Below are 22,934 nucleotides of genomic sequence, written 5' to 3' on the forward strand. Positions count from 1 at the left end.
CAGACAGGGCCTAGCTCGGCCTAGCTGCGGTCCGCGAGCACCGACCGGAGCTGGTCCAGGCCCCAGTCCAGGTCCTCCTTGCTGATCACCAGTGGCGGAGCGATCCGGATCGTGGAGCCGTGCGTGTCCTTCACCAGCACTCCCCGTTCCATCAGCCGCTCCGAGATCTCCCGGCCCGTCCCGTGCGACGGCACGATGTCGACGCCGGCCCACAGGCCGCGGCCGCGCACCGTCTCCACCGCGCCGCCGACGAGCAGTCCCAGCTCGTGGTGAAGATGGTCGCCGAGCTCCGCGGCGCGCTGCTGGAACTCGCCGGTCCTGAGCATCGCGATGACCTCCAGCGCCACCGCGCAGGCCAGTGGATTGCCGCCGAACGTCGAACCATGCTCGCCGGGACGGTGCACACCGAGTACCTCGGCCGAGGAGACCACGGCCGACACCGGCACCACACCGCCGCCCAGCGCCTTGCCGAGGACATACATGTCGGGCACCACGCCCTCGTGCTCACAGGCGAACGTCCTGCCCGTCCGGCCCAGGCCCGACTGGATCTCATCCGCGATGAAGAGCACATCGCGCTCCCGGGTCAGCTCCCGCACCCCGGCGAGATAACCGGCCGGCGGTACCAGCACCCCGGCCTCGCCCTGGATCGGCTCCAGCAGCACGGCCACGGTGTTCTCGGTCATCGCCGTGCCCAGCGCCGTGAGATCCCCGTACGGAACGATCTCGAACCCGGGCGTGTACGGCCCGTAGTCCGCCCGCGCCTCCGTGTCCGTGGAGAAGCTGATGATCGTGGTCGTCCGGCCGTGGAAGTTATTGGCCGCGACCAGGATCTTCGCCATGCCGTCCGGCACGCCCTTGACCCGGTAGCCCCACTTCCTGGCGGTCTTCACCGCCGTCTCCACCGCCTCCGCCCCGGTGTTCATCGGCAGGACCATCTCCATGCCGCACAGCTCGGCCAGCTCCGCGCAGAAGTCGGCGAACCGGTCGTGGTGGAACGCCCGGGAGGTGAGTGTCACCCGCTCCAACTGGGCCTTGGCGGCATCGATCAGCCGCCTGTTGCCATGGCCGAAGTTGAGCGCCGAGTATCCGGCGAGCATGTCGAGGTAGCGACGGCCCTCGACATCGGTCATCCACGCACCGTCCGCCGAGGCGACGACGACGGGCAGCGGGTGGTAATTGTGCGCACTGTGGGCCTCCGCCGAGGCGATGGCACGCTCCGTTGTCGACACGGGTTCTCCGATCGGTCAGGACAAGCTGTCCGGCGTGAGCGGGGCAATGCCCCACTTTCTATCGTCGCTCGCCGGGCGGACGAGGAAACCTTGCTCCCGGCGTGCCCCGGCCGAACAAGGCCCGCGCGCCGGTGCACAGCGCCTCGGTCCGGTCTGACACATCCCGCCTGGCCCACGACGCCCGGCACGCCCGCTCGCGGCGTTGTCGGGGCCAGCCACGACGTCCCGTACGAGCCCGCTCCTCCGCCTCGCGATGCACCGCATCCGACGCCGCGCGCTGATCCGCCGGGGATGACGGGGCAGCCCTTACGCTGGGTGGTACGCACGGCGACTGGCGTACGCGGAACAGACCGCGGTGGAGCCGCGCGCGGTTCATCGCACGAGGTGCCGCCCGCCTGGGCACCCCGGGACCACGACCGAGCACGGATCGTCCCGGAGGACACCATGACGCATCCCACCCATCATCCCGCCCTCTCGGTGGACGACCCGGAACTGGCCGCGCTCGTCGGCGCCGAGGAACGGCTCCAGGCCGAGACCCTGCGCCTCATTCCCAGCGAGAACTATGTCTCGCGGGCGGTCCTCGAAGCGTCCGGGACCGTCCTGCAGAACAAGTACAGCGAGGGCTATCCGGGCCGTCGCTACTACGAGGGCCAGCAGGTCATCGACCAGATCGAACTGCTCGCGGTCGCCCGTGCCAAAGACCTCTTCGGCGTCGAGCACGTCAATGTCCAGCCCTATTCGGGCTCACCGGCCAACCTCGCCGTCTATCTCGCCTTCGCCGAGCCCGGTGACACCGTGATGGGCATGTCCCTTCCGATGGGCGGCCATCTCACCCATGGCTGGGGTGTGTCGGCCACCGGCAAGTGGTTCCGGGGCGTGCAGTACGGCGTGCGTCAGGACACCGGCCTGATCGACTTCGACGAAGTGCGCCGGCTCGCGCTCACGGAGCGGCCCAAGATCATCTTCTGTGGTGGTACCGCACTTCCCCGCACCATCGACTTCGCGGCCTTCGGTGAGATCGCCGAGGAGTCCGGCGCGGTGCTGGTCGCCGATGTCGCTCATATCGCCGGGCTGATCGCGGCCGGTGTCCATCCCTCCCCGGTGCCGTATGCCGACGTGATCTCGACGACCACCCACAAGACCCTGCGCGGCCCGCGCGGCGCGATGCTGATGTCCCGGGAGCAGCATGCCAAGGCCATCGACAAGGCGGTCTTCCCCGGCCTTCAGGGCGGCCCGCACAACCAGACCACCGCCGCCATCGCGGTCGCCCTGCACGAGGCGGCCCGTCCCTCCTTCCGTGATTACGCGCGGTCGGTCGTCGCCAATGCCGGGGCTCTGGCCGAGGAACTGCTCGCGCGCGGCTTCGACCTTGTCTCCGGCGGCACCGACAACCATCTGATCCTGATGGACCTCACACCCAAGGACGTGCCCGGCAAGGTGGCCGCCAAGGCGCTGGACCGGGCCGGGATCGTGGTCAACTACAACACCGTGCCCTACGACCAGCGGAAGCCCTTCGATCCCTCCGGCGTGCGGATCGGCACCCCCTCCCTCACCTCCCGCGGTCTTGACACCTCCCATATGGCGGCCGTGGCCGACTGGATCGACCGGGGCGTCACCGCGGCGGGCAAGGGAGACGAGGACGCGCTGGCCACGATCCGCGCCGAGGTCGCCGACCTGATGACCGCCTTCCCGGCCCCCGGCCTGCCTGTCTGATCCCGGCTTACCGCTCCGACGGAGACCCCGCTTACCGCTCCGACGGAGCCCCGGCCCCAGCGACCGGCGGACTCCCGGGCGGCCGGACCGGGTTCAGACGTCCAGCAACTGCTGACGCGGACCGCCGGTCCCCGGCCCACCGCGCCCGCCGAACGGCGGGCGCGGCAGTCGCCCGGCCAGCGGACGCAGCACCAGACCGATCGCCGTACCGGCGCCCAGCGCGCCTGCCGCCCACCACCACACGGCCGAATCGTCGGCTGCCGCCGACGCGGTGGCCTCTTCCCGCTCGCGCGCCGGGACGTCCGGACCGGCGGCCCCGGCGGCGCTCCCGCCCGCCTCCACGGCGGGCGGCGGCGCCATGCCGCCGGACAGACCCGCACCGGTCTTCTCGCCCATCAGCCCGAGCTTCTTCAACAAGGCCCGCAGCGCCGCCGGTTGCTCCGCCCGGTGCCAGCTCACCTCCTGCCGCGGCGACGGTTGCGGCAAGGTGGCTATCCAGATCGTGGAGAGATCCGCGCTGGTGTACACCCGGTCCACCCGCCAGGGCCGCACATCGTGGAGCATCCAGGTCACATTGATCTGCCGCGACCCCAGCGCGCCGTCCAGCGAGCGCGGCCGCTCCTTCTGTCCCGGCGCCTTTGGCGCCGGCTCCTCCAGGGCGCCGAGCTGCCGCGTCAGCTCGGCGTACTCCTTGTCGGTGTAGTAGAGCGCGGCCGTCTCCTCACTCTCCGGTGAGGCGATCAGCACGCTGGTCGGGCCTCCGGCCATGGCGCTCGGAGCGAAGCCCCAGGTCAGTGCCAGCGCCGCCACAAGTACGGCGGCCCGTCGGAGCGTTCGCGCATATCGCTGTCGCATGCTTCCCCCTGCCGACGCGCGGCGCGGCCCGTCCGCACCGCCTTCGCGTCACCTCCTTTACACCGCTCGGCCGCTTCCGGTTCCCACTCCGCGGCCCGTCTCAACGGACCGATTCCGCGATGGCCCTCGCCCTCGCCAACGACTCGACCCCTTCCAGCCGCAGTGTCAGCCGCTCGCCGGCGGACGCTCCCTGGATGTCGCCGTCATCCCACAGCAGCGTGGGGCCCGCCGGCCGCGCGGTCTCCGTCCATCCCTCGCCGTCCTCGCTCACCAGCCGGAACCGCAGCACATGCGGCTCCTCGAACCACACGCCGGTGCCACCGCTCAGCTCCAGCCACTGGGGCATGACCCGGACCTGCTTCACAAAGCTCATGTCCAGCGACGCCGCGAACTCGTCGAGGCGCAGCGTCCGCCCCCGCTCGGTCCAGCAGAGGCTGACCATGGCGCCGCGGCCCTCCGGACGCGGTGTCCCGCGCAGCGACATCGCGTCCGGAGGGCCGAGCCCGGCCGGCACTCGCGGAGTGAAACCCGCGCGCCGCGCCGCCTCGGCCGGTGTCACCGGACGGTCGCAGCCCGGCACCCGCACGGGCTCCGCCGGCCGTGGACCGGCCGACGGGTCATACCGCACCTCGACCCCGCCGAAGCCGAACCAGTCCGCCACCGACGCCCGCACGGGAGGTGTCAGCACCAGCACCACCACCAGGCCGGAGAGCGCGGCGGCCAGCATCCGCCACCGCCCGCGCAGCCAGCCGCGGACCCGGTCGGTCCGGCCCATCGGCCCGGGTGCCGGTACGGGTACGGCCTCGGCGAGGAGCTGTGCCAGTACCCGCTCCGCCATCGTCTCGCCGTCGACATCCGGAATCCGTATCCCGCGCCCCAGAGCCCGCAACTCCTCCGGCAGCTCGTCGAGTCGCGGTCGCTCGGCCTCCTCGTCCTCACTCATGCCCCTCACCTCCCTCCTGTCCGGCCCGGTCCGGCACCGACACGAATCCGCTCAATTTCTTCAGCGCGCGGTTCAGCCGGGACTTGACCGTGCCACGCGGCCAGCCCAGCGCCTCGGCGGTCTCCGCCTCGTCCATCTCCAGCAGATAGCGGTATGTCACCACCTGCCGCTGGTCCTCGCTCAGCTTCTCCAGCGCGGCCACCAGCAGCGCACGCCGCTCCTCCGCCATGGCCACGGCGGCCGGATCCGCCGACTCCGGTATCAGCGGCTCGGTGCCCAGCAACATGGCCTCCCGCCCCGCCAGAGCCCGCAGCCGGGCCGCCGAGCGCACTGTGTTCCTTGTCTCATTGACAACGATCCGCAGCAGCCAGGGACGGAACGACGCTCCGTCCCGGAAGCCGCCCAGCGCGCGATAGCCCTTGAAGAACGCGGCCTGCACCACGTCCTCCGCGTCCGGTCCCGCCCCACAGGCCACCGCCGCGCGCAGTGCGACGCCCGTGTGCGCGCGCACCAGCTCCGCGTACGCCTCCGGATCACCGGAACGCACGCGCGCGATCACCGCCGCCTCATCCGCGACCGTCAGGGCACGGCCCCCCTCCAGGGTCCCCTCCCGAGTGCTCACAGCTTTGATACACCGGTCGCCGGGGATCGGTTCCCACCTTCGGAGATCCGTTCCCGAGCTGTCAGCCGCACCTGAGAGAATGGTGAGCATGGCCTCTGATCGTCCCCGCGCGCTCTCCGGTATCCAGCCCACCGCCGGCTCGTTCCACCTCGGGAACTACCTCGGTGCGGTGCGCCAGTACGTGGCGCTGCAAGACACCCACGACGCCTTCTACATGGTCGTGGACCTGCATGCGATCACCGTCCCGCAGGATCCCGCCGAGTTGCGCGCCAACACCCGCCTCGCGGCCGCCCAGCTTCTCGCCGCCGGTCTCGACCCGCGGCGCTGCACGCTCTTCATCCAGAGTCATGTCCCGGAGCACGCCCAGCTCGCCTGGGTCATGAACTGCCTCACCGGCTTCGGCGAGGCCTCCCGGATGACGCAGTTCAAGGACAAGTCCGCCAAGCAGGGAGCCGACCGCGCCACGGTCGGTCTGTTCACCTATCCGATCCTCCAGGTCGCGGACATCCTGCTCTACCAGGCGAACGCCGTCCCGGTCGGCGAGGACCAGCGGCAGCATGTCGAGCTCACCCGCGATCTCGCCGAGCGCTTCAACACCCGGTTCGGCCAGACCTTCACGGTCCCGGCGCCGCACATCGTCCGGGAGGTCGCGAAGATCTACGACCTCCAGGACCCGACGGTCAAGATGAGCAAGTCGGCGTCCACGCCCAAGGGCCTGATCAATCTGCTGGACGAGCCGAAGACCACCGCGAAGAAGATCAAGAGCGCGGTCACCGACACCGGCAGCGAGATCCGCTTCGACGCCGAGGCCAAGCCGGGCGTGAGCAATCTGCTCACCATCTACTCCACTCTCACCGGCACCAGCGTCGCGGAGCTGGAGCAGAAATACACCGGCAAGGGCTACGGCGCGCTGAAGACGGACCTCGCGGAGGTCATGGTCGATTTCGTTACGCCGTTCAGGACCCGTACCCAGGAGTATCTGGACGACCCGGAGACGCTCGACGCGATCCTGGCCGAAGGCGCCGAGAAGGCCCGCGCGGTCGCGGCCGAGACGCTGGCCCAGACGTACGACAGGGTCGGCTTCCTGCCCGCCAAGCACTGACGCGAGCGGCGCGACGTGGAGCGGCGCCCGTACCGGACGGCGGAACCGGGCGGCAGGGCCGAACGGCCGAGGCGGACCCGGCCGGAGGCCCGGCCGCCCCGGGCGCCGGGCGGCCGGACGGTCCGGCCGCCAGACTTGCGAGCGGGCACCGCTGACATACCATCCGATTAACGGACTGAGGAGAACGATGTGGGGACCGTAACGCTCGGCGTTTCGATCGCGGTCCCGGAGCCGTACGGCAGCCTGATCCAGGAACGGCGTGCGAGCTTCGGTGATCCCGCCGCGTACTGCATCCCCACGCATGTCACGCTCGTGCCGCCCACCGAGGTCGACGGAGCGGCGCTGCCCGCGATCGAGGAGCACCTCGCCACGGTCGCCTCCGGCTGCCGGCCCTTCCCGATGCGGCTCTCCGGCACCGGCACGTTCCGGCCACTCTCGCCCGTCGTCTTCGTCCAGGTGGTCGAGGGCGCGTCGGCCTGCGCCTGGCTGCAGAAGCGCGTCAGGGACGCGTCCGGGCCGCTCGTCCGAGAGCTCCAGTTCCCGTACCACCCGCATGTGACCGTGGCGCACGGTATCGCCGAGGAGGCGATGGACACGGCCTACGAGGAGCTGTCGGAGTATCGCGCGGAGTGGAGCTGCGCGTCCTTCGCGCTGTACGAGCAGGGCGCGGACGGCGTCTGGCGCAAGCTCCACGAGTACGCGTTCGGCGGCGGCGACGGACTGACGGACATGCCGAGCCAGAACACCCCGCTCGGCCATCCCGCCTCGCTGCGCCCCTGAGCAGGTCGCGTCCGGCTCGGACCGCAAGTCCGCCGCCGCGGCAGCCCGTTCGCCCTCCTCAGACCGGCAGCCTGCGGAACAACGGCCGCGGAAGGTGCCGCATCGCCGTCATCACCACCCGCAGCGCACCGGGCACCCACACCATCTCCGAGCGTCGCCGCAGCCCCAGCTCGATGGCCGCCGCGACCGCCTCCGGCGTGGTCGACAGCGGAGTCCGCGGCTGCCCGGCCGTCATCCTCGTCCGCACGCGACCCGGCCGGACGATCATGACCCGGACCCCGGTGCCCTGCATGGCGTCGCCGAGACCCTGCGCGAACACGTCCAGTCCCGCCTTGCTCGACCCGTAGATGAAACTGGCGCGGCGGGCCCGCTCGCCGGCCACCGAGGACAGCACCACCAGCGAACCGTGTCCCTGCATCTGCATCGCGCCCGCGCACACCAGTCCCGCCGAGACCGCGCCGGTGTAATTGGTCTGGGCGACCCGCACCGCCGCGAGCGGATCCGCCTCGTCGTGCGCCTGGTCGCCAGGGACGCCGAAGGCCAGCAGCACCATGTCGATGTGTCCCTCGGCGAAGACCTTCCCGAGCGCCTCTTCGTGCGAGCCGGGATCCAGCGCGTCGAAGGCGACGGTACGGACGTCCGCGCCGAGCGTCCGCAGCCGTTCGGCGGCGGTGTCCAGCGCGGCGGAGGGCCGGCCGGCCAGCCAGACCGTACGCGTACGGCGGATGATCAGCCGGCGCGCGGTGGCCAGAGCGATCTCCGACGTACCGCCGAGGACCAGCAGGGACCGCGGGGTGCCGAAGGCGTCCTTCATCGTTCAGTGCTCCTTGGAAGTGTCGGGACAGAGGCCGCACGGCCGGCGGGCCGCCGCGCCGGTATCGGCGTACGTGCCGTGGCGTTGCCCGGAGCGATACCGGTGCCGCTTGACATGATGGTGACCGTATCGCCCCATACCGCATTCTTTGTCGTGCTTGTCGTCGCACTCGTATGAATGGGTGGCCGACGCGGCGTCCTCATGGCGATGGCGTGAGAATCGCTCATGTGCGCCGCCGCGCGGCGGCTCCGGGCACCCGCGCGCTGGTTTTCCGATCCGAGGGTAGAGCTCCTTCATGGACTGGCTGAAAAAACTTCCCGTCATCGGCCCGTTCGTGGTCCGGCTGATGAGGACGCACGCATGGCGTTCGTACGAGAGGCTCGACCGGGTGCACTGGACGCGCCTGGCCGCGGCCATCACCTTCATCAGCTTTCTCTCGCTCTTCCCTCTGATCACCGTCGGCGCCGCGGTCGGTGCCGCGCTGCTCAGCCCGGCCCAGCTCGACAAGCTCAAGAACGGCATCGCCGAGCAGGTCCCGGGCATCTCCGGCCAGCTCGACATCGACGGGCTGGTGGCCAACGCCGGTACGGTCGGCGTGGTGGCCGGCGCGCTGCTGGTGCTGACCGGCGTCGGCTGGGTCGGTTCGATGCGGGAGTGTCTGCGGGCCGTCTGGGAACGGGACGAGGCCGAAGAGGGCAATGTGTTCCTGCTCAAGGCCAAGGACGCGGTGGTGCTGCTCGGCCTGGGCGCGGTCGGGCTCGCCTCGTTCGGCGCGTCCGGATTCGGCTCCGTCGCCGTCGGCTGGACCGCCGCGCGGCTGGGAATCCCCGAGGGCGGTGCGGGCGGTGTGGTGCTGCAGAGCGCCGCTCTTGTGCTGGCGGTCCTCGCGGACTTCCTGATCCTGCTGTACGTCCTGACGCTGCTGCCGCGGGTGCAGCCGCGGCGCCACCGGCTGATTGTCGCCGCGCTCGTCGGCGCCGTCGGCTTCGAGCTGCTCAAGCTGCTGCTCGGCGGCTACATCAGAGACGTGGCGGGGAAGAGCATGTACGGCGCGTTCGGTGTGCCGGTGGCGCTGCTGCTGTGGATCAACTTCACTGCGCGGCTGCTGCTGTTCTGCGCCGCGTGGACGGCGACCCCGGGCAAGGAGGAGACGGATCCGCCGGCCGAGGAGCCGGCCGGTGCCGGTGGTGCCGGTGGTGCCGGTGGTGCCGGTCGTGCCGGTGGTGCTAGCGGTGCGGAAGGCGACGGACCAGGTCGGGCAGCGGCCAGCGGCGGTTGACCAGATATACCGCGCCCGCCAGCACGATCAGCGCACCGCCCGTGATGGCCAGGGCGATCCCGATACCGCCCGATCCGCCGCTGGCGGCGGCGAGCGGCTTGGCCTGGCTCGACGGATTGTCGGCCGTCACCGTGGTCGGGCTCGGAGAGGCATTCGTCTTCGCGGACTTGGGCGCCACCAGCAGGCCGACCGGCTTGACCTTGCCGGCCGCGGAGAAGCCCCAGTCGAAGAGGCGTGCCGTCTCCTGGTAGACCGCCTGGCCCTCTCCGGAGGACGGGTTCATGACAGTCACCAGCAGCACCCTGTTGTTGCGTTCCGCGACTCCGGTGAAGGTCGCGCCCGCGTGAGTGGTGTTGCCGTTCTTGACACCCGCGATGCCCTTGTACGCGGTGACCCCGCCGGCCCCGGTGAGCAGCCGGTTGGTGTTCGCGATCTCGAAGGTCTCGCGCTTCTTACCCTTCTTCTGCTCGCCCGGGAAGACGGCCGACGAGGTCGAGCAGTACTCGCGGAAGTCCTTCTTCTGCAGACCGGAGCGGGCGATCAGCGTGAGGTCGTACGCGCTGGAGACCTGGCCCTTCTCGTCGTAGCCGTCGGGCGTGACGACATGGGTGTCGAGTGCCTGGAGCTCGGTGGCGTGCCGCTGCATGTCCTTGACGGTCTTCGGGACTCCGCCGTTCATCGCGGAGAGCACATGCACGGCGTCGTTTCCGGAGCGCAGGAAGACCCCCAGCCACAGATCGTGGACGCTGTAGGTGAGCTCTTCCTTCACTCCGACCAGACTGCTGCCCGCGCCCACGCCCTCCAGCTCGGCGTTCGTCACCTTGTGCTTCTGCGTCTTGGGCAGCTTGGGCAGCACCGTGTCGGCGAAGAGCATCTTGAGAGTGGAGGCCGGCGGCAGTCGCCAGTGGGCGTTGTGCGAGGCCAGTACCTCGCCGGACTCGGCGTCCGCGACGATCCAGGAGCGGCCGCTCAGATTCTTGGGCAGGACCGGGGCGCCGGGACCGAGGTTCACCTGGGTGCCGGCCTTGCCGAGCAGAGGTCCGCCGACCGTGGACATCGAGACGGGCGGCTTGGGCTGGCCGTCGCCCGGTCCGTCGATTTTGCTGTCCGCCGATGAGGGAGAGGCGGTCAGAACTGGCAGCAACACGGCGGCGATGACCGTCAATGCGGTCTTTTTCAGAGCGGACACGATCGGAAACGTACATGGCCTGGACATCGATTCCGACACCGGCAGGGTGATCCGGGACTCCCGGGGCCAGGCCCGGCCTATCCCTCCGGTGGCCGGCCCGCCGGGGCGCCGGCCCTCAGGACCCGCCTGCTGCCCGCCGGAGAGCTGCGGCGATACTGGGCCTATGAAGCTCAGCCGCCCGGTGTCCTGGTTCCTGCTTGCCTTCGGGGTCTGGAGCTGGTTCATCTGGATCACCTTCGTCAAGAACCTGTGGCAGGACGGCAGCGGACTCGCTTTCGACGACGCCGGTGATCCGACGGGGTATTTCTGGGTGCACCTGTTGCTCGCCATTGCGTCCTTCCTTCTGGGGACAGCGGTGGGTGCGATCGGGTTCCGTGGCGTCCGTGCACTCCGGCGCGAACAGCGCGGATAACGCGAACAATTCGGATAGGGGCCCGTTCGTGCTCATATTGGTCATTCTTATGGTGCTTTTGGCCGTGGCGCTCGTGGTGACGGCCCACTGGTATGTATGGCGGCGTCTGGTGCGGGACACGACGAAGCCGGGAGGTCTCGGCCGCAGGGCGGGAACGGCCGCCGTCGTCGTACTGCCGTTACTGGCCGTCGGCGCCGTGACGTCGGGCCGGGCCCAGGCACCCTTCCGGGTGCAGCAGGTGCTGGCCTGGCCCGGATTCCTCTGGCTGGCGGTCCTGCTCTATCTGGTCCTCGCGCTGGCCGTGGGAGAGGCCGTACGTCCGCTGCTGCGGCGATGGACGGAGCGCCGGGAGAGCGCGCGCGACATGGCGGAACCGGCCATTGAGGTGACCGCGCCGGCCACGGTCGGCGCGGTCCGGACACCGGCCGCCCCGGACACGCCCGCGCCTGACCGCGCCTCAGCGGCGCCCGCGCCCGCCGCACCGTCCCGCCGGCTCTTCGTCTCGCGGGTCGTCGGCGGCGCCGCCGCGACCGCCGCACTCGCCACGGTCGGTTACGGCACCTACGGCGTGCTGCGCGGCCCACGGATCAAGCGGATCACCGTCCCGCTCGCGAAGCTGCCCAGGAGCGCCCATGGCTTCCGGATAGCCGTCGTCAGCGACATCCACCTCGGCCCGATCCTCGGCCGCGCCCACACCCAGCGCATCGTGGACTCCATCAACTCCGCCCGGCCCGACCTGATCGCCGTCGTCGGCGACCTGGTGGACGGCAGCGTCGAGGACCTCGGTCCCGCCGCGGAGCCTCTCGCCGGTCTTGAGGCACCGCACGGCTCGTTCTTCGTGACCGGCAACCACGAGTACTTCTCGGGCGCCGCCGCCTGGGTCGACCATGTCCGCGAACTGGGCCTGCGTCCGCTGGAGAACGACCGCGTGGAGATGCCCGGCTTCGATCTCGCCGGGGTCAACGACATCGCGGGCGAGAGCGAGGGCGCGGGTCCGGACTTCGCCAAGGCGCTCGGTGACCGCGACCGGACCAGGACGTCCGTACTCCTCGCCCATCAGCCCGTGGTCATCGACGACGCCGTACACCACGGCGTCGACCTCCAGCTTTCCGGCCACACGCACGGCGGCCAGCTCTGGCCCGGCGACCTCCTCGCGGAACTGGCCAACCCCACCGTCGCCGGTCTGGAGAGATACGGCGACACCCAGCTCTACGTAACGCGAGGCGCGGGCGCCTGGGGCCCGCCCGTCCGTGTCGGAGCTCCCTCGGACATCACCGTCGTGGAGCTGGCCTCGCGTCAGGCCTGACGCCTCCGCGGCCCCGGGGCCGGTCCTCACGGACATGTCCCGGGGCTTGACCTGACCGTTGCCTGTGAGACCCGGGATTTCCCTTCCACCGCCGATTCCCGTGTGGTTGGGTGATCGCCATCACGGTCAGGGGTGGGCGTGACAGAGGGGCACAGCGATGCGGCCGATCCGTCTGCGGATACTCATCACATGTCTTGCGCTGGTGGCGGCGGGAGTGGGCGGCTGGCAACTGCTCCCGTCCCACCGGGCCGCACAGAAGGCGATCACGGTCGGCACGACCGATGTGGTCACCTCGCTCGATCCGGCGGGAGCGTACGACGCCGGATCCTGGGCGCTGTTCAGCAACATCTACCAGTCACTGATGACATTCAAGCCCAGTACGGTCACGCCCGTGCCGGACGCGGCACGCCAATGCGGCTTCGTCGGCTCGGAGCTGCGGACCTATCGCTGTGAGGTCCGGGACGATCTCACCTTCGCCAACGGCCACAAGGTCACCGGTGAGGACGTCAAGTACTCCTTCGACCGGGTCCTGGCGATCAACGCGGACGTCGGTCCCGGGCCGCTCTTCAGCACGCTCAAGTCGGTGGCGGCCGACGGCCAGACGGTCACCTTCCACCTCGGCTCCCGGGACGCGACCTTCCCGCTGAAGCTCGCCACCGGAGCCGGTTCGATCGTCGACCACACCGCGTACCCGGCCGACCGGCTGCGCACGGACGGCGCGGCGGACGGCTCGGGTCCGTACCTCCTCAAGAAGTACAGCCCGGACTCCAGCGCCCGTCTGGAGCCCAGTCCGGCCTACCGCGGTGCCATCGCCGACACCGGCGGCCCGGTGGAGATCCGCTACTTCCAGAAGCCCGAGGAGCTGGCCGCCGCCTGGGACGACCGGACGGTCGACGTCACGCATCGCCAGCTCCCGCCGTCCGTCGTCGCCGGAGTGGACATCGCCGCGGAGGACATCCGGGTCACCGAGGCGGACAGCGCGGAGATCCGCAATCTGGTCTTCAATCTGCGCGACGGTTCGCCGATGGCCGACGAGGCGGTGCGCAAGGCGGTCGCCGCGATCGTCGACCGGCCCAAGATCGTCTCCGGTGTGTACCGTTCCACGGTCGAGCCGCTCTACTCGCTGATCCCGCAGGGCATCACGGCCCACAGCACGCCGTTCTTCGACGCCTATCCGGACCCGGATTCCGGACGGGCCGCGAAGCTCCTGGCGGACGCCGGCGTCAGGACGCCGGTGAGCTTCACACTCGGGCACGCGCGGGGCGGCTCGGCCGCGCCGGAGGCGGCGGAGCTGCGCAGGCAGCTTGAGGCCACCGGACTGTTCAAGGTGAAGATCGTCGAGAAGGAGTGGAAGGCCTTCCAGAAGGCCAACGCCGCCGGTCAGTTCGGTGCGTACACCATCGGCTGGCTGCCCGACTTCCCGGACCCGGACAACTTCGTCCAGCCGCTGATCGGCCGTAACTCCACGCTGCACAACGGCTATGCGAGCGACCGCGTCGACCAGCTCATCCAGGCCACCCAGCAGTACGGCGACCGTGCCCGTGCCTCGCAGGACTTCCGGGCGCTGCAACGGGAGGTGGCGCGGGATGTGCCGGTGCTGCCGCTGTGGCAGAAGAAGGACTACGTCCTGAGCCGTGAGGATGTCACCGGCTCGCAGTATCTGTCGGACGGCACCGGCATCTGGCGGCTGTGGGAACTCGGCTGGATCTGACCGGTCCCGCGCGCCGGTCTCCCGCGCTCCCGCACGGGACGCGGCGGGCCGGTCAGCTCCGCTTGCGCGCGGCGACCGCTTCCGCCATGCCCGGCAGGAAGTCCGTGAACAGCTCGTGCACTTCGCGTACGAGAGGCCGCAGCACCCGGAAGCGCGAGAGCGAGACGCCTCTGGTGGTCAGCAGGGCGCCGCGCTCGGCGAGCCGGCGGCTGCGCTCGCTGCCTTCCGAGCGGTCGAAGACCCAGTACAGGACGAGGCCCATCTGGGACAGCCACATCAACTCCGGCAGTATGCCGACCAGCTCCTCCGCCACCTTGGCCTTCGACCCGGCCAGCACTTCGCGGTGGACGGCGATGGCGGCCTGCCGGGCGTGTTCCGATTCGGGTGAGAACGGGCTCAGCGGGCTCGCCGGATCCGCGGCGTTCTTGAAGAACTGCGCGGCGAACTCGTGGTACGGAGCGGCGATGTCGAGCCAGGCCTTCAGTACTCCGGCGAGGCGTGCCTCCAGCTCGGTCTCCCGGTCGAGCACCGGCCGGACCGCCGCGCGGTGCTCGGCGGCGATCCGGTCGTAGAAGCCCTGGACGAGATGTTCCTTGGACGAGAAGTAGTAGTACGCGTTGCCGACGGAGACGCCCGCCTCCTGGGAGATGGCCCGCATGGTCGTCTTGTCGTAGCCGCGTTCCTGGAAGAGCCGCAGCGCGGTTTCGAGGATGAGCGTGCGGGTCTGCTCGCTCTTGGGGGCCTTGGTGTCCTTCACCGGGTCCTTGACATCCTTCGTTTCCCGCGTGTTCTGCTCGTCCTTCACGCTCCCCGAGCCTAGCGGTCCGACGGCGCGGGCACTTCGCACGCCCCCGCGCAGGACGTGGCCGTCAGCTCCCGGTACTTCGCGGCGGCGAGCACACTGACCCGGGCGAACGGGGCGCCGGCCGGAGTGGCCAGCCAGTGGGCCTTCGGCCGGTGTTCGGCCAGCGCCCACAGACAGACGATCCAGGCGGCGGTCCCTCGGTAGATCTGGCCGCCGTCACCGATGACGGTGATCTCCCGCAGGGTGCTTCGGTGATCGAGGTCCGGATACCGCCGCCGTGCCTCCGCCGAGCCGGCGGCCACCAAGTCGATCGGCACGAGCTGAGGCTGACGCAGCAGCCAGTGCCGCAGATGGACACAGAGCGGGCACTCGGCGTCGTACAGCACGGTCAGCCGCCGTACGTGACGGTCCATGGCCGGTCACGCGCCGGTGGCCGGCGTGGCTCGCGGCCCCTTGTCCGCGGGCGCCGTCCAGCCCTGCGGCCGCACCGGCGGAGTCTGTTCGCGCTCCATGATCCCGCGCCGCCGGATCTTGTTGAGCACATACACATTGCCGAGGTGCATCACTCCGAGCACGAGCAGTACGACACCGACCTTCACCGAGAGCGCCTCGAAGAGCCCACGCGCCTGCTCGACGGCGTCCGCGCTCTTCAGATAGAGCGCCACAAAACCGAGGTTGACCAGGTAGAAGCCGACGACCAGCAGATGGTTGACGGCGTCCGCGAGCTTCTCGTTTCCCTGGAGCACGTCGGCGAGAAAGACCCGCCCGTTCTGACTGAGCGTCCGGGCCACCCACACGGTGAGCGCCACGCTGATCACCAGATAGACGGCGTACGCGACAACAGTGAGGTCCATCCCTCACCCTCCCCTTTGAACGTGTTCAAAACCTGTTGTCATGGACTGTAGACCTGTTTTTGAACATGTTCAAGCGAGGCTCGGCCCGGGAACGGCCCGTGCTCCCGGGCCTGTTGGACGGATTGCCTGACGCGGGCTCGGCCCGGGGCATACGGACTCGGCCCGGCGGCTCCCGCACGCTCCTGAGGCGCTCCTGGCACGGAAAAAGGGCCCGTCCCGTACGGAGTTCGTACGGGACGGGCCCTTGAGCCGGAGCGGTCGCGCCGTCAGAAACGACGCGTGATCAGCGCGCGCTTGACTTCCTGGATCGCCTTCGTGACCTCGATACCGCGCGGGCAGGCGTCCGTGCAGTTGAACGTCGTACGGCAACGCCACACGCCGTCCTTGTCGTTGAGGATCTCCAGCCGCTGCTCTCCGGCCTCGTCACGCGAGTCGAAGATGAAGCGGTGCGCGTTCACGATCGCGGCCGGACCGAAGTACTGGCCGTCGTTCCAGAACACCGGGCAGGACGACGTGCACGCGGCGCACAGGATGCACTTGGTGGTGTCGTCGAAGCGCTCGCGCTCCTCGGCGGACTGCAGCCGCTCACGCGTCGGCTCATTGCCGCTGGTGACGAGGAACGGCATCACGTCGCGGTACGCCTGGAAGAACGGGTCCATGTCCACGATCAGGTCCTTCAGGACCGTGAGGCCCTTTATGGGCTCGACCGTGATGGGCTTCGCGGGGTTGATGTCCTTGATCAGCGTCTTGCACGCCAGCCGGTTACGGCCGTTGATACGCATCGCGTCGGAGCCGCAGATGCCGTGCGCGCAGGAGCGCCGGAAGGTGAGCGAGCCGTCGAGTTCCCACTTGATCTTGTGGAGACCGTCGAGCACCCGCTCCTTGGGGTCGATGTCGATCTGGAAGTCCTGCCACTGGGCCTCGTCCGAGACCTCGGGGTTGAAGCGGCGGATCCGGAAGGTGACCGTGATGAGGTGCGAGGCGGCGGACGCAGCCTCGACCCGGTCCAGGGTCGGTGTAGCCATCAGTACTTACGCTCCATCGGCTGGTAGCGGGTCTGGACGACCGGCTTGTAGTCGAGACGGATGGACTCGTTGCCGTCGTCGCCGACCTCGCGGTACGCCATGGTGTGGCGCATGAAGTTCACGTCGTCACGGTTCGGGAAGTCCTCGCGGTAGTGACCGCCGCGGGACTCCTTGCGGGCGAGGGCCGAGACGGCCATCACCTCGGCCAGGTCGAGCAGATTGCCCAGCTCGACGGCCTCCAGCAGATCGGTGTTGAAGCGCCTGCCCTTGTCCTGCACGGACACGTTCAGATAGCGCTCGCGCAGCTCGGCGATCTTCTCGACGGCCGTCTTGATCGTCTGCTCGGTACGGAACACCATGACATTGGCGTCCATGGTCTCCTGGAGCTCCAGGCGCAGGGCCGCGACCCGCTCCTTGCCGGTGGAGTTGCGCAGGCGCTCGATCTGGTTCTCGACCAGCTCCGCCGGGTTGTCGGGCAGCTCGACGAAGTCGTTCTTCTCGGCGTACTCGGCGGCGGCGATGCCGGAGCGGCGGCCGAAGACATTGATGTCCAGCAGTGAGTTGGTGCCCAGCCGGTTCGCGCCGTGCACCGAGACGCACGCGACCTCGCCGGCCGCGTACAGGCCCGGCACGACCGTCGTGTTGTCGGCGAGGACCTCGCCCTGGACGTTGGTGGGGATGCCGCCCATGGCGTAGTGCGCGGTCGGCTGGATCGGGATCGGGTCCGTGTACGGCTCGATGCCGAGGTAGGTCCGCGCGAACTCGGTGATGTCGGGCAGCTTGGCGTCGAGCTGCTCCGGCGGCAGGTGTGTGAGGTCCAGATAGACGTGGTCGCCCTCGGGACCGCAGCCACGGCCCTCGCGGATCTCCGTGTAGATGGAGCGCGAGACGACGTCGCGCGAGGCGAGGTCCTTCATGACGGGCGCGTACTTCTCCATGAAGCGCTCGCCGTCCTTGTTGCGCAGGATGCCGCCCTCGCCGCGGGCGCCCTCCGTGAGCAGGATGCCCATGCGCCAGATGCCCGTCGGATGGAACTGGAAGAACTCCATGTCCTCCAGCGGCAGTCCGCGCCGGTAGCAGGCGGCCTGGCCGTCACCGGTGAGCGTGTGCGCGTTCGAGGTCACCTTGAAGAACTTGCCGGTGCCGCCGGACGCGTAGATGACCGACTTCGCCCGGAAGACATGGATCTCGCCGGTGGCCAGCTCGTAGGCGACCACACCGGCGGACTTCTTGACGCCGTTGACCTCGGTGATCAACTGGTCCAGGACATAGAACTCGTTGAAGAACTCCACACCCTCCTTGACGCAGTTCTGGTACAGCGTCTGGAGGATCATGTGGCCCGTGCGGTCCGCGGCGTAGCAGGACCGGCGGACCGGCGCCTCACCGTGATTGCGGGAGTGGCCGCCGAAGCGGCGCTGGTCGATCGTGCCGTCCGGGGTCCGGTTGAAGGGCAGGCCCATCTTCTCCAGGTCGAGGACCGCGTCGATGGCCTCCTTCGCCAGGATCTCGGCGGCGTCCTGGTCGACCAGGTAGTCACCGCCCTTGATCGTGTCGAAGGTGTGCCACTCCCAGTTGTCCTCTTCCACATTGGCGAGCGCGGCGGCCATACCGCCCTGCGCGGCGCCCGTGTGGGACCGGGTCGGATAGAGCTTTGTCAGCACGGCGGTACGGCTGCGCTTGGTCGACTCGATGGCCGCGCGCATACCGGCGCCACCGGCGCCGACGATGACGGTGTCGTACTTATGGATCTTCATTGGTCTCGTCAGCCCCGGCTTTAGCGGATGTTCGGGTCGAAGGTGAAGATCACCAGCGATCCCAGAAGGATGGTGAACACCGTGGCGGTGTACAGCAGGCCCTTGAGCCACAGGCGCGTGGTCGCGCGCTCCGCGTAGTCATTGATGACGGTACGGAGGCCGTTGCCGCCGTGCAGCATCGCGAGCCACAGCATCAGCAGATCCCAGACCTGCCAGAACGGCGACGCCCAGCGGCCGGCCACAAAGGCGAAGCCGATCTTGGAGACACCGCCGTCCAGCACGAGCTGGATGAGCAGGTGACCGATGACCAGGACGACCAGGACGACGCCGGACAGCCGCATGAAGAGCCACGCGGCCATCTCGAAGTTGCCGCGGGCCGCCTTCGGGGTCTTGCTGGTGCGCCGGCGCGGCGCCTCGATGAGCGGAGCCGGGAAATCGGCGTCGTACAGGCTCGCGCCCTCGACGGGACCGATCGCGGAAGCGCTGTCGGCGACTGTGTTGTTGGAAGACATGGCGGACCTCTCAGCTCCCGAAGACTTCGCGCACGGCGTGGCCGAGCACGGGGTAGAGGGCGCCCACCATCAGGACGATCCAGATGCCCACTGCGGTCCACAGCATCTGCTTCTGGTAGCGCGGGCCCTTGGACCAGAAGTCCACGGCGATGACGCGCAGGCCGTTGAGCGCGTGGAAGAGGATTGCGGCCACAAGGCCGTACTCGAGCAGCGCGACGACCGGGTTCTTGTAGGTCGCTACGACATTGTCGTAGGCCTCGGGGGAGACACGGACGAGAGCGGTGTCCAGCACGTGTACGAACAGGAAGAAGAAGATGAGGACGCCGGTGACTCGATGAGCCACCCAGGACCACATTCCTTCCCGGCCGCGGTACAGCGTTCCAGCCGGCACGGAAAAACCCTCCGGGAGCGGGGATCGGGGCCGGCCGCCATCTTCTACTCAATCAAGCACAGTGGTGTCGGTCGCGCCCGGCCGGGTACGGTCCACCGGCCCCGGCCATCGTAGCGACGTGTTGTCGGTTCGTTCGCCCAGGGGTCCACAGGTGTGATCAAACAGGCAATCAAACAGCCACGGACGGGCTATCCGGACAGCCTGAACTCCCGGATTCCGGATGAGCTGAAGATTTAGAGTCCCCGGAACGAGGCGTTTGGATCCGGCGGTCGATCATGTGTGTGATTCTGGCCCGGGCGAGTCGGCGGAGCTGGTCGGCGGCGACCACTCGTTCGTGATCGGGCTCGTGCGAGAGCCGGGTACGGATACCGGCCAGCACCTCGTCGAGATACTCCTCCGGCCGGTGACCGTCCAGACTGATCACGAAGGCATGGCCGAAGCTGCTCTCGTACGCCGCGTGCGCGGCGCGCAGCGCGGTCCTGGCGGAGGCCGGCGCGCCGTGCGGCGGGCCCGAGGAGGACTCGCCGGCGAGCGCTTCGGCGAGGTCCGCCGCGGAGAGGTCGTAACTGGCCTCGTCGGACGCCGCGAGCAGGGTTTCGAGATCGGGATAGGGACGGTGCGCGACCAGCCGCTGGGCCCAGCGCTGGCTGCCGCAGCAGGTGAGTAACGCCGCTTCAGCGGCGACCTGCGGGGCGCTGTTGAAGAGGTGCAGGAGGCTGAGGGGGCCGGCGTGGGATGCGCTGGACAGCGTGGGCTCCTCGAACGCGGCTTGACGGGGGGAGGTGGCAACGACGTATTACTGGCGTGACGTACTGCTGGACGTACGGACAGGCGAGGTGGTTGAGCGAGAAGGGGTACCTGGGTCGCAACGCTATCGGCGCCTGAGGCAATTGGTCCGACGGGTGCACGATTTTCACCCGGAAGGGAGAGTTTCGGCGCGCGCGATGGACGTTTTCATGGGACCTTCGGCGTAACTTCGCCACACTTTCGACGGACATGGGAGGTATCCAGTGATACGGACACCCCAGGTGGCCGGCGCGGCAGTGGCGCTGGCCACCGTCGCCGCCGTGGCGGGATGCGGCTCCGGCGGCACGGATTCGTCGGAGGGCGCGCGCTCACTGCCCGCCCCCGCGACCACTTCGCCTTCGCCCTCGCGGTCTTATCCGCTCTCGGAGGCGCCACGCTCCATCCCCTCCGTGCGGACGCACGAGGCGGCCCGCGGTCCCGGCTGGCGGCCCGCCGCCACGAGCGGCGTCGTCATCGCCGGCGGCAGCGGCGGGCTCGCGGACGAGGGCAGGCTGCTCGCCCAGGAGCTGAAGATCGCCTACCGCGGCGCCGTGCCGGCGCGCGCCGGTGATGTCGAGCTGGCGCTCGCGAGCGGAGGCGGCGCCGCGGAGTCGTACACCCTCACCGTGCGCGGCGGCCGGGTCCGGATAACCGGGCCCGACCAGGCGGGCGTCTTCTACGGCACCCGCACGCTCAAGCAGTCGGTGCGCGCGGACGGTGTGATGCCGGAAGGCGTCGTGCGCGACCGTCCGGACCGCCCGCAGCGCGGCCTGAACCTCGACATCGCCCGCAAGTACTACACGCCCGCCTGGATCGAGGACCGGCTGCGTGAGATGGCCGACCTCAAGCTCAATCAGCTCGGGCTGCACTTCTCGGACGACCAGGGTTTCCGTATCGCCTCCACGACCCATCCGGAGATCGTCTCCAAGGAGCATCTCTCCCAGGCCGAGGTGCGGCGGATCCTGGCGCTCGCCGAGCGGCTGCACATCAACGTGGTCCCGGAGATCGACTCTCCGGGACATCTCGGCGCGGTACTGGCCCACTATCCGGCGCTCCAGCTCCGCAACGCCGCCGGAGTGCCGACACGAGGGGCCATCGACATCTCGCAGGCCGCGTCGGCGCGGCTCGTGGACGATCTGCTGCGCGAGTTCGCCGGCCTGTTCCCCGGGCCGTACTGGCATCTCGGCGGTGACGAGTACCAGGCCCTGCTCGTCCGCGACCCGGAGGCGTCCTATCCGCGGCTCGCCCGGCTCGCGGTGCAGCAGTACGGGAGCGGCGGCCGGATCCAGGACCTGACGACCGCCTGGACGAACGGCCGGGCCTCGGCGATGGAGCCGTTCGACCGCAAGCTCAGGGTCTGGAACGACGGCATCTTCCGCGGCGGCGCCGTGCGGGCCGATCCGAGCCTGGAGGTCGCCTACTGGACGGGCAAGGAGATCGGGGCGCGGCCGCCGGAGGAGTATCTGAACGACGGCCGTGACGTGATCAACTACAACGATGAGTACCTGTACTACGTACTCGGCCAGCCGAACGCCTTCCGCTATCCGACGGGGCAGCGGATCTACGAGCAGTGGACTCCGTTCGTCCTGCGCGGCACGACGCCGGTGCCGCAGCGCTACTCGAAGCAGATCCTCGGCGGACTGTTCGCGGTCTGGGGCGACTTCCCGAACGCGCAGACCCAGGACCAGGTGGCCCGGGGTATCAGGATGCCGCTGCGGGCGGTCTCCCAGAAGCTGTGGAACCCGGCCAGGCCGGCGCTGAGCTGGAGCGGGTTCACGGCGCTCGCGGAAAAGGTCGACGCCGGCTGAGAGCGCCGGCGTGCCCTCCTATTACGTGTGGACAGCGCGTGCGCCCGGCGCATATGTTCCGCCGGGCGCCCGGGGAGGGCGCGCGAGAACCTTGGGGGGTTCCACATCATGTTGTGTACGCATTGCCGTGCCCGTGCCGCGGTCACCGGGGAGGGACTCTGCGGGCAGTGCGCCAAGCAGCGGTCGCGGGCGAGCGCGGGGCGCCTCGCGCCGGCCGCGGCACGGCTGTCCTCACCGGTCGGCCTGTCGAAAGCGCTTGTCGTGCTGTTCTGCGTCGTCATCGCGACGGATCTCTTCTCCCTGGTCGCGGGAGCCAATATCCACGGGCTGATGTCGGACGTGGTGAACGGCGACTACGCCGCCTTCACCGACGAGGACCTGGACCGCGCCGACCAGCTCTATGCCAGGTCCGGAGTGTTCCAGGTCAACGCGATGCTGCCGACGGCCGTCGTCTTCCTCGTCTGGTTCTTCCGGGTCCGGCGGAACGCCGGAGTCTTCGATCAGGGCGGACACCGGATGGGCCAGGGCTGGGCCGTCGGGTCGTGGTTCGTGCCGCTCTGGAGCTTCTGGCTGCCGCGCCGGGTCGCGGCGGACACCTGGGCCGCGAGCACCCAGGCGGAGCAGGACGGGACACCGCGCCGGGTGTCGTACGGAGTGGTCAACGTCTGGTGGGCGGCGTGGGTCGGCACCTGTGTGGTGGGCTGGGTGAGCACCAGGCTGTACCAGATGGCCGAGGAGGCCGACGAGGTCAGGAACGCGGTGCGCCTGGAGTTCGCCGCGGACGTGATCGATGTGGTGGCCGCCGTACTCGCGATCAGGTTTGTGCTCACGCTGACGCGGATGCAGCGCCTGAAGGCGACACAGGGCCCGGTCGCCCTCGCGGCTCCGGCGGGACCCGTGCCGCCGGAGCCGCAGGCACATGAGGACCCTGCCCGACCCTCACACTGATGTTCTGTCAACTGTCTCCGGCCGTATGCCAGACCGTGCGGCCGGATTCAGTCGCCGAGGAGCCGTTCTCTGGCCTCCTCGGTGCGCCTCGGAGCG

General features: G+C 69.5%; 23 protein-coding genes and 1 riboswitch. Of the genes, 9 read left to right on the plus strand and 14 right to left on the minus strand.

Annotated features, from left to right (window positions below; all coding sequences use genetic code 11):
- Positions 1 to 20: 20 nt before the first annotated feature.
- Positions 21 to 1,229 carry an ornithine--oxo-acid transaminase gene (gene rocD / locus PV679_RS16690; protein WP_319681038.1) on the minus strand — a complete coding sequence of 403 codons (1,209 nt, stop codon included), beginning with the start codon at positions 1,227 to 1,229 and terminating at the stop codon, positions 21 to 23.
- A 317-nt stretch (positions 1,230 to 1,546) separates the two neighbouring features.
- A riboswitch (ZMP/ZTP riboswitch) is annotated at positions 1,547 to 1,637 on the plus strand.
- A gap of 36 nt (positions 1,638 to 1,673) precedes the next feature.
- On the opposite strand from rocD, the gene glyA reads away from it, so the two are divergent.
- Entirely contained in the window at positions 1,674 to 2,942 is a 1,269-nt protein-coding gene (gene glyA, locus PV679_RS16695; protein ID WP_319681039.1) for a serine hydroxymethyltransferase, read from the plus strand.
- A gap of 93 nt (positions 2,943 to 3,035) precedes the next feature.
- Here the strand turns inward: glyA and PV679_RS16700 are convergent, their stop codons facing one another.
- The 3 genes from PV679_RS16700 to PV679_RS16710 form a co-directional block, all read right to left on the minus strand.
- Entirely contained in the window at positions 3,036 to 3,797 is a 762-nt protein-coding gene (locus PV679_RS16700) for a hypothetical protein (RefSeq protein ID WP_319681040.1), read from the minus strand.
- A 100-nt stretch (positions 3,798 to 3,897) separates the two neighbouring features.
- The gene (locus PV679_RS16705) at positions 3,898 to 4,740 is read right to left on the minus strand and encodes a hypothetical protein (protein ID WP_319681041.1); all 843 of its coding nucleotides are present in this window, start codon (positions 4,738 to 4,740) and stop codon (positions 3,898 to 3,900) included.
- Complete coding sequence (locus PV679_RS16710; protein ID WP_319681042.1) at positions 4,733 to 5,362, minus strand: RNA polymerase sigma factor; 630 nt, start codon at positions 5,360 to 5,362, stop codon at positions 4,733 to 4,735. Before PV679_RS16710 ends, PV679_RS16705 begins: the two co-directional genes overlap by 8 nt.
- Positions 5,363 to 5,450: 88 nt before the next feature.
- Here PV679_RS16710 and trpS point away from each other — a divergent pair, with 88 nt between their 5' ends.
- On the plus strand, positions 5,451 to 6,464 hold the full coding sequence (gene trpS, locus PV679_RS16715) for a tryptophan--tRNA ligase (protein ID WP_319681043.1): 1,014 nt from the start codon (positions 5,451 to 5,453) through the stop codon (positions 6,462 to 6,464).
- Positions 6,465 to 6,653: 189 nt separating this feature from the next.
- A complete protein-coding gene (locus tag PV679_RS16720; RefSeq protein WP_319681044.1) occupies positions 6,654 to 7,244 on the plus strand; it encodes a 2'-5' RNA ligase family protein in 591 nt (196 codons plus the stop codon).
- Positions 7,245 to 7,302: 58 nt separating this feature from the next.
- On the opposite strand, the gene PV679_RS16725 is transcribed toward PV679_RS16720, so the two are convergent.
- Entirely contained in the window at positions 7,303 to 8,058 is a 756-nt protein-coding gene (locus PV679_RS16725; protein WP_319681045.1) for a decaprenylphospho-beta-D-erythro-pentofuranosid-2-ulose 2-reductase, read from the minus strand.
- Positions 8,059 to 8,353: 295 nt separating this feature from the next.
- Between PV679_RS16725 and PV679_RS16730 the strand changes: the two genes are divergently transcribed.
- Entirely contained in the window at positions 8,354 to 9,337 is a 984-nt protein-coding gene (locus PV679_RS16730) for a YihY/virulence factor BrkB family protein (RefSeq protein ID WP_319681046.1), read from the plus strand.
- On the opposite strand, the gene PV679_RS16735 is transcribed toward PV679_RS16730, so the two are convergent.
- Entirely contained in the window at positions 9,285 to 10,751 is a 1,467-nt protein-coding gene (locus PV679_RS16735) for a D-alanyl-D-alanine carboxypeptidase (protein ID WP_416069739.1), read from the minus strand. The two genes, PV679_RS16730 and PV679_RS16735, sit on opposite strands and share 53 nt — an antisense overlap.
- Between PV679_RS16735 and PV679_RS16740 the strand changes: the two genes are divergently transcribed.
- The 3 genes from PV679_RS16740 to PV679_RS16750 all read left to right on the plus strand — a co-directional run bounded on the left by PV679_RS16740 (position 10,690) and on the right by PV679_RS16750 (position 13,955).
- Complete coding sequence (locus PV679_RS16740; RefSeq protein ID WP_319681048.1) at positions 10,690 to 10,938, plus strand: SCO4848 family membrane protein; 249 nt, start codon at positions 10,690 to 10,692, stop codon at positions 10,936 to 10,938. The two genes, PV679_RS16735 and PV679_RS16740, sit on opposite strands and share 62 nt — an antisense overlap.
- A gap of 49 nt (positions 10,939 to 10,987) precedes the next feature.
- The gene (locus tag PV679_RS16745; protein WP_319681049.1) at positions 10,988 to 12,244 is read left to right on the plus strand and encodes a metallophosphoesterase; all 1,257 of its coding nucleotides are present in this window, start codon (positions 10,988 to 10,990) and stop codon (positions 12,242 to 12,244) included.
- A gap of 157 nt (positions 12,245 to 12,401) precedes the next feature.
- Positions 12,402 to 13,955, plus strand: a complete 1,554-nt coding sequence (locus PV679_RS16750) for an ABC transporter substrate-binding protein (protein WP_319681050.1) — start codon at positions 12,402 to 12,404, stop codon at positions 13,953 to 13,955.
- Positions 13,956 to 14,007: 52 nt separating this feature from the next.
- On the opposite strand, the gene PV679_RS16755 is transcribed toward PV679_RS16750, so the two are convergent.
- The 8 genes from PV679_RS16755 to PV679_RS16790 form a co-directional block, all read right to left on the minus strand.
- Positions 14,008 to 14,712: a TetR/AcrR family transcriptional regulator gene (locus PV679_RS16755; protein WP_319681098.1), complete on the minus strand. Its 705-nt coding sequence runs from the start codon at positions 14,710 to 14,712 to the stop codon at positions 14,008 to 14,010.
- 59 nt (positions 14,713 to 14,771) lie between these two features.
- Positions 14,772 to 15,173 carry a thiol-disulfide oxidoreductase DCC family protein gene (locus tag PV679_RS16760; protein ID WP_319681051.1) on the minus strand — a complete coding sequence of 134 codons (402 nt, stop codon included), beginning with the start codon at positions 15,171 to 15,173 and terminating at the stop codon, positions 14,772 to 14,774.
- A 6-nt stretch (positions 15,174 to 15,179) separates the two neighbouring features.
- Positions 15,180 to 15,614: a hypothetical protein gene (locus PV679_RS16765; protein ID WP_319681052.1), complete on the minus strand. Its 435-nt coding sequence runs from the start codon at positions 15,612 to 15,614 to the stop codon at positions 15,180 to 15,182.
- A gap of 266 nt (positions 15,615 to 15,880) precedes the next feature.
- The gene (locus PV679_RS16770) at positions 15,881 to 16,639 is read right to left on the minus strand and encodes a succinate dehydrogenase iron-sulfur subunit (protein ID WP_319681053.1); all 759 of its coding nucleotides are present in this window, start codon (positions 16,637 to 16,639) and stop codon (positions 15,881 to 15,883) included.
- Positions 16,639 to 18,393, minus strand: coding sequence for a succinate dehydrogenase flavoprotein subunit (gene sdhA, locus PV679_RS16775; RefSeq protein WP_319681054.1), 1,755 nt, complete (start codon positions 18,391 to 18,393; stop codon positions 16,639 to 16,641). Before sdhA ends, PV679_RS16770 begins: the two co-directional genes overlap by 1 nt.
- Before the next feature lie 20 nt (positions 18,394 to 18,413).
- Positions 18,414 to 18,905, minus strand: a complete 492-nt coding sequence (locus tag PV679_RS16780; RefSeq protein ID WP_319681055.1) for a succinate dehydrogenase hydrophobic membrane anchor subunit — start codon at positions 18,903 to 18,905, stop codon at positions 18,414 to 18,416.
- A gap of 10 nt (positions 18,906 to 18,915) precedes the next feature.
- Positions 18,916 to 19,296: a succinate dehydrogenase, cytochrome b556 subunit gene (sdhC, locus tag PV679_RS16785; RefSeq protein ID WP_319681056.1), complete on the minus strand. Its 381-nt coding sequence runs from the start codon at positions 19,294 to 19,296 to the stop codon at positions 18,916 to 18,918.
- A 169-nt stretch (positions 19,297 to 19,465) separates the two neighbouring features.
- Entirely contained in the window at positions 19,466 to 20,044 is a 579-nt protein-coding gene (locus PV679_RS16790) for a 2-oxo-4-hydroxy-4-carboxy-5-ureidoimidazoline decarboxylase (RefSeq protein WP_319681099.1), read from the minus strand.
- A 262-nt stretch (positions 20,045 to 20,306) separates the two neighbouring features.
- Here PV679_RS16790 and PV679_RS16795 point away from each other — a divergent pair, with 262 nt between their 5' ends.
- Positions 20,307 to 21,890, plus strand: coding sequence for a glycoside hydrolase family 20 protein (locus tag PV679_RS16795; RefSeq protein WP_319681057.1), 1,584 nt, complete (start codon positions 20,307 to 20,309; stop codon positions 21,888 to 21,890).
- A 108-nt stretch (positions 21,891 to 21,998) separates the two neighbouring features.
- Positions 21,999 to 22,838: a DUF4328 domain-containing protein gene (locus PV679_RS16800; RefSeq protein WP_319681058.1), complete on the plus strand. Its 840-nt coding sequence runs from the start codon at positions 21,999 to 22,001 to the stop codon at positions 22,836 to 22,838.
- Positions 22,839 to 22,934 lie beyond the last annotated feature (96 nt).

It is taken from the genome of Streptomyces sp. AK02-01A, from assembly GCF_033795305.1.
In the GTDB taxonomy this organism is placed as follows: domain Bacteria; phylum Actinomycetota; class Actinomycetes; order Streptomycetales; family Streptomycetaceae; genus Streptomyces.

Bases quoted from the DNA above. Each gene is read 5' to 3' on its own strand.
- PV679_RS16780 (WP_319681055.1), bottom strand. From the start codon at position 18,905: ATGTCTTCCAACAACACAGTCGCCGACAGCGCTTCCGCGATCGGTCCC.
- PV679_RS16735 (WP_416069739.1), bottom strand. From the start codon at position 10,751: ATGAACCAGCTCCAGACCCCGAAGGCAAGCAGGAACCAGGACACCGGG.
- PV679_RS16730 (WP_319681046.1), top strand. From the start codon at position 8,354: ATGGACTGGCTGAAAAAACTTCCCGTCATCGGCCCGTTCGTGGTCCGG.
- sdhA (WP_319681054.1), bottom strand. From the start codon at position 18,393: ATGAAGATCCATAAGTACGACACCGTCATCGTCGGCGCCGGTGGCGCC.
- PV679_RS16760 (WP_319681051.1), bottom strand. From the start codon at position 15,173: ATGGACCGTCACGTACGGCGGCTGACCGTGCTGTACGACGCCGAGTGC.
- PV679_RS16750 (WP_319681050.1), top strand. From the start codon at position 12,402: ATGCGGCCGATCCGTCTGCGGATACTCATCACATGTCTTGCGCTGGTG.
- trpS (WP_319681043.1), top strand. From the start codon at position 5,451: ATGGCCTCTGATCGTCCCCGCGCGCTCTCCGGTATCCAGCCCACCGCC.
- PV679_RS16800 (WP_319681058.1), top strand. From the start codon at position 21,999: ATGTTGTGTACGCATTGCCGTGCCCGTGCCGCGGTCACCGGGGAGGGA.
- PV679_RS16745 (WP_319681049.1), top strand. From the start codon at position 10,988: ATGGTGCTTTTGGCCGTGGCGCTCGTGGTGACGGCCCACTGGTATGTA.
- glyA (WP_319681039.1), top strand. From the start codon at position 1,674: ATGACGCATCCCACCCATCATCCCGCCCTCTCGGTGGACGACCCGGAA.
- PV679_RS16705 (WP_319681041.1), bottom strand. From the start codon at position 4,740: ATGAGTGAGGACGAGGAGGCCGAGCGACCGCGACTCGACGAGCTGCCG.
- PV679_RS16770 (WP_319681053.1), bottom strand. From the start codon at position 16,639: ATGGCTACACCGACCCTGGACCGGGTCGAGGCTGCGTCCGCCGCCTCG.
- PV679_RS16740 (WP_319681048.1), top strand. From the start codon at position 10,690: ATGAAGCTCAGCCGCCCGGTGTCCTGGTTCCTGCTTGCCTTCGGGGTC.
- PV679_RS16700 (WP_319681040.1), bottom strand. From the start codon at position 3,797: ATGCGACAGCGATATGCGCGAACGCTCCGACGGGCCGCCGTACTTGTG.
- PV679_RS16765 (WP_319681052.1), bottom strand. From the start codon at position 15,614: ATGGACCTCACTGTTGTCGCGTACGCCGTCTATCTGGTGATCAGCGTG.
- PV679_RS16725 (WP_319681045.1), bottom strand. From the start codon at position 8,058: ATGAAGGACGCCTTCGGCACCCCGCGGTCCCTGCTGGTCCTCGGCGGT.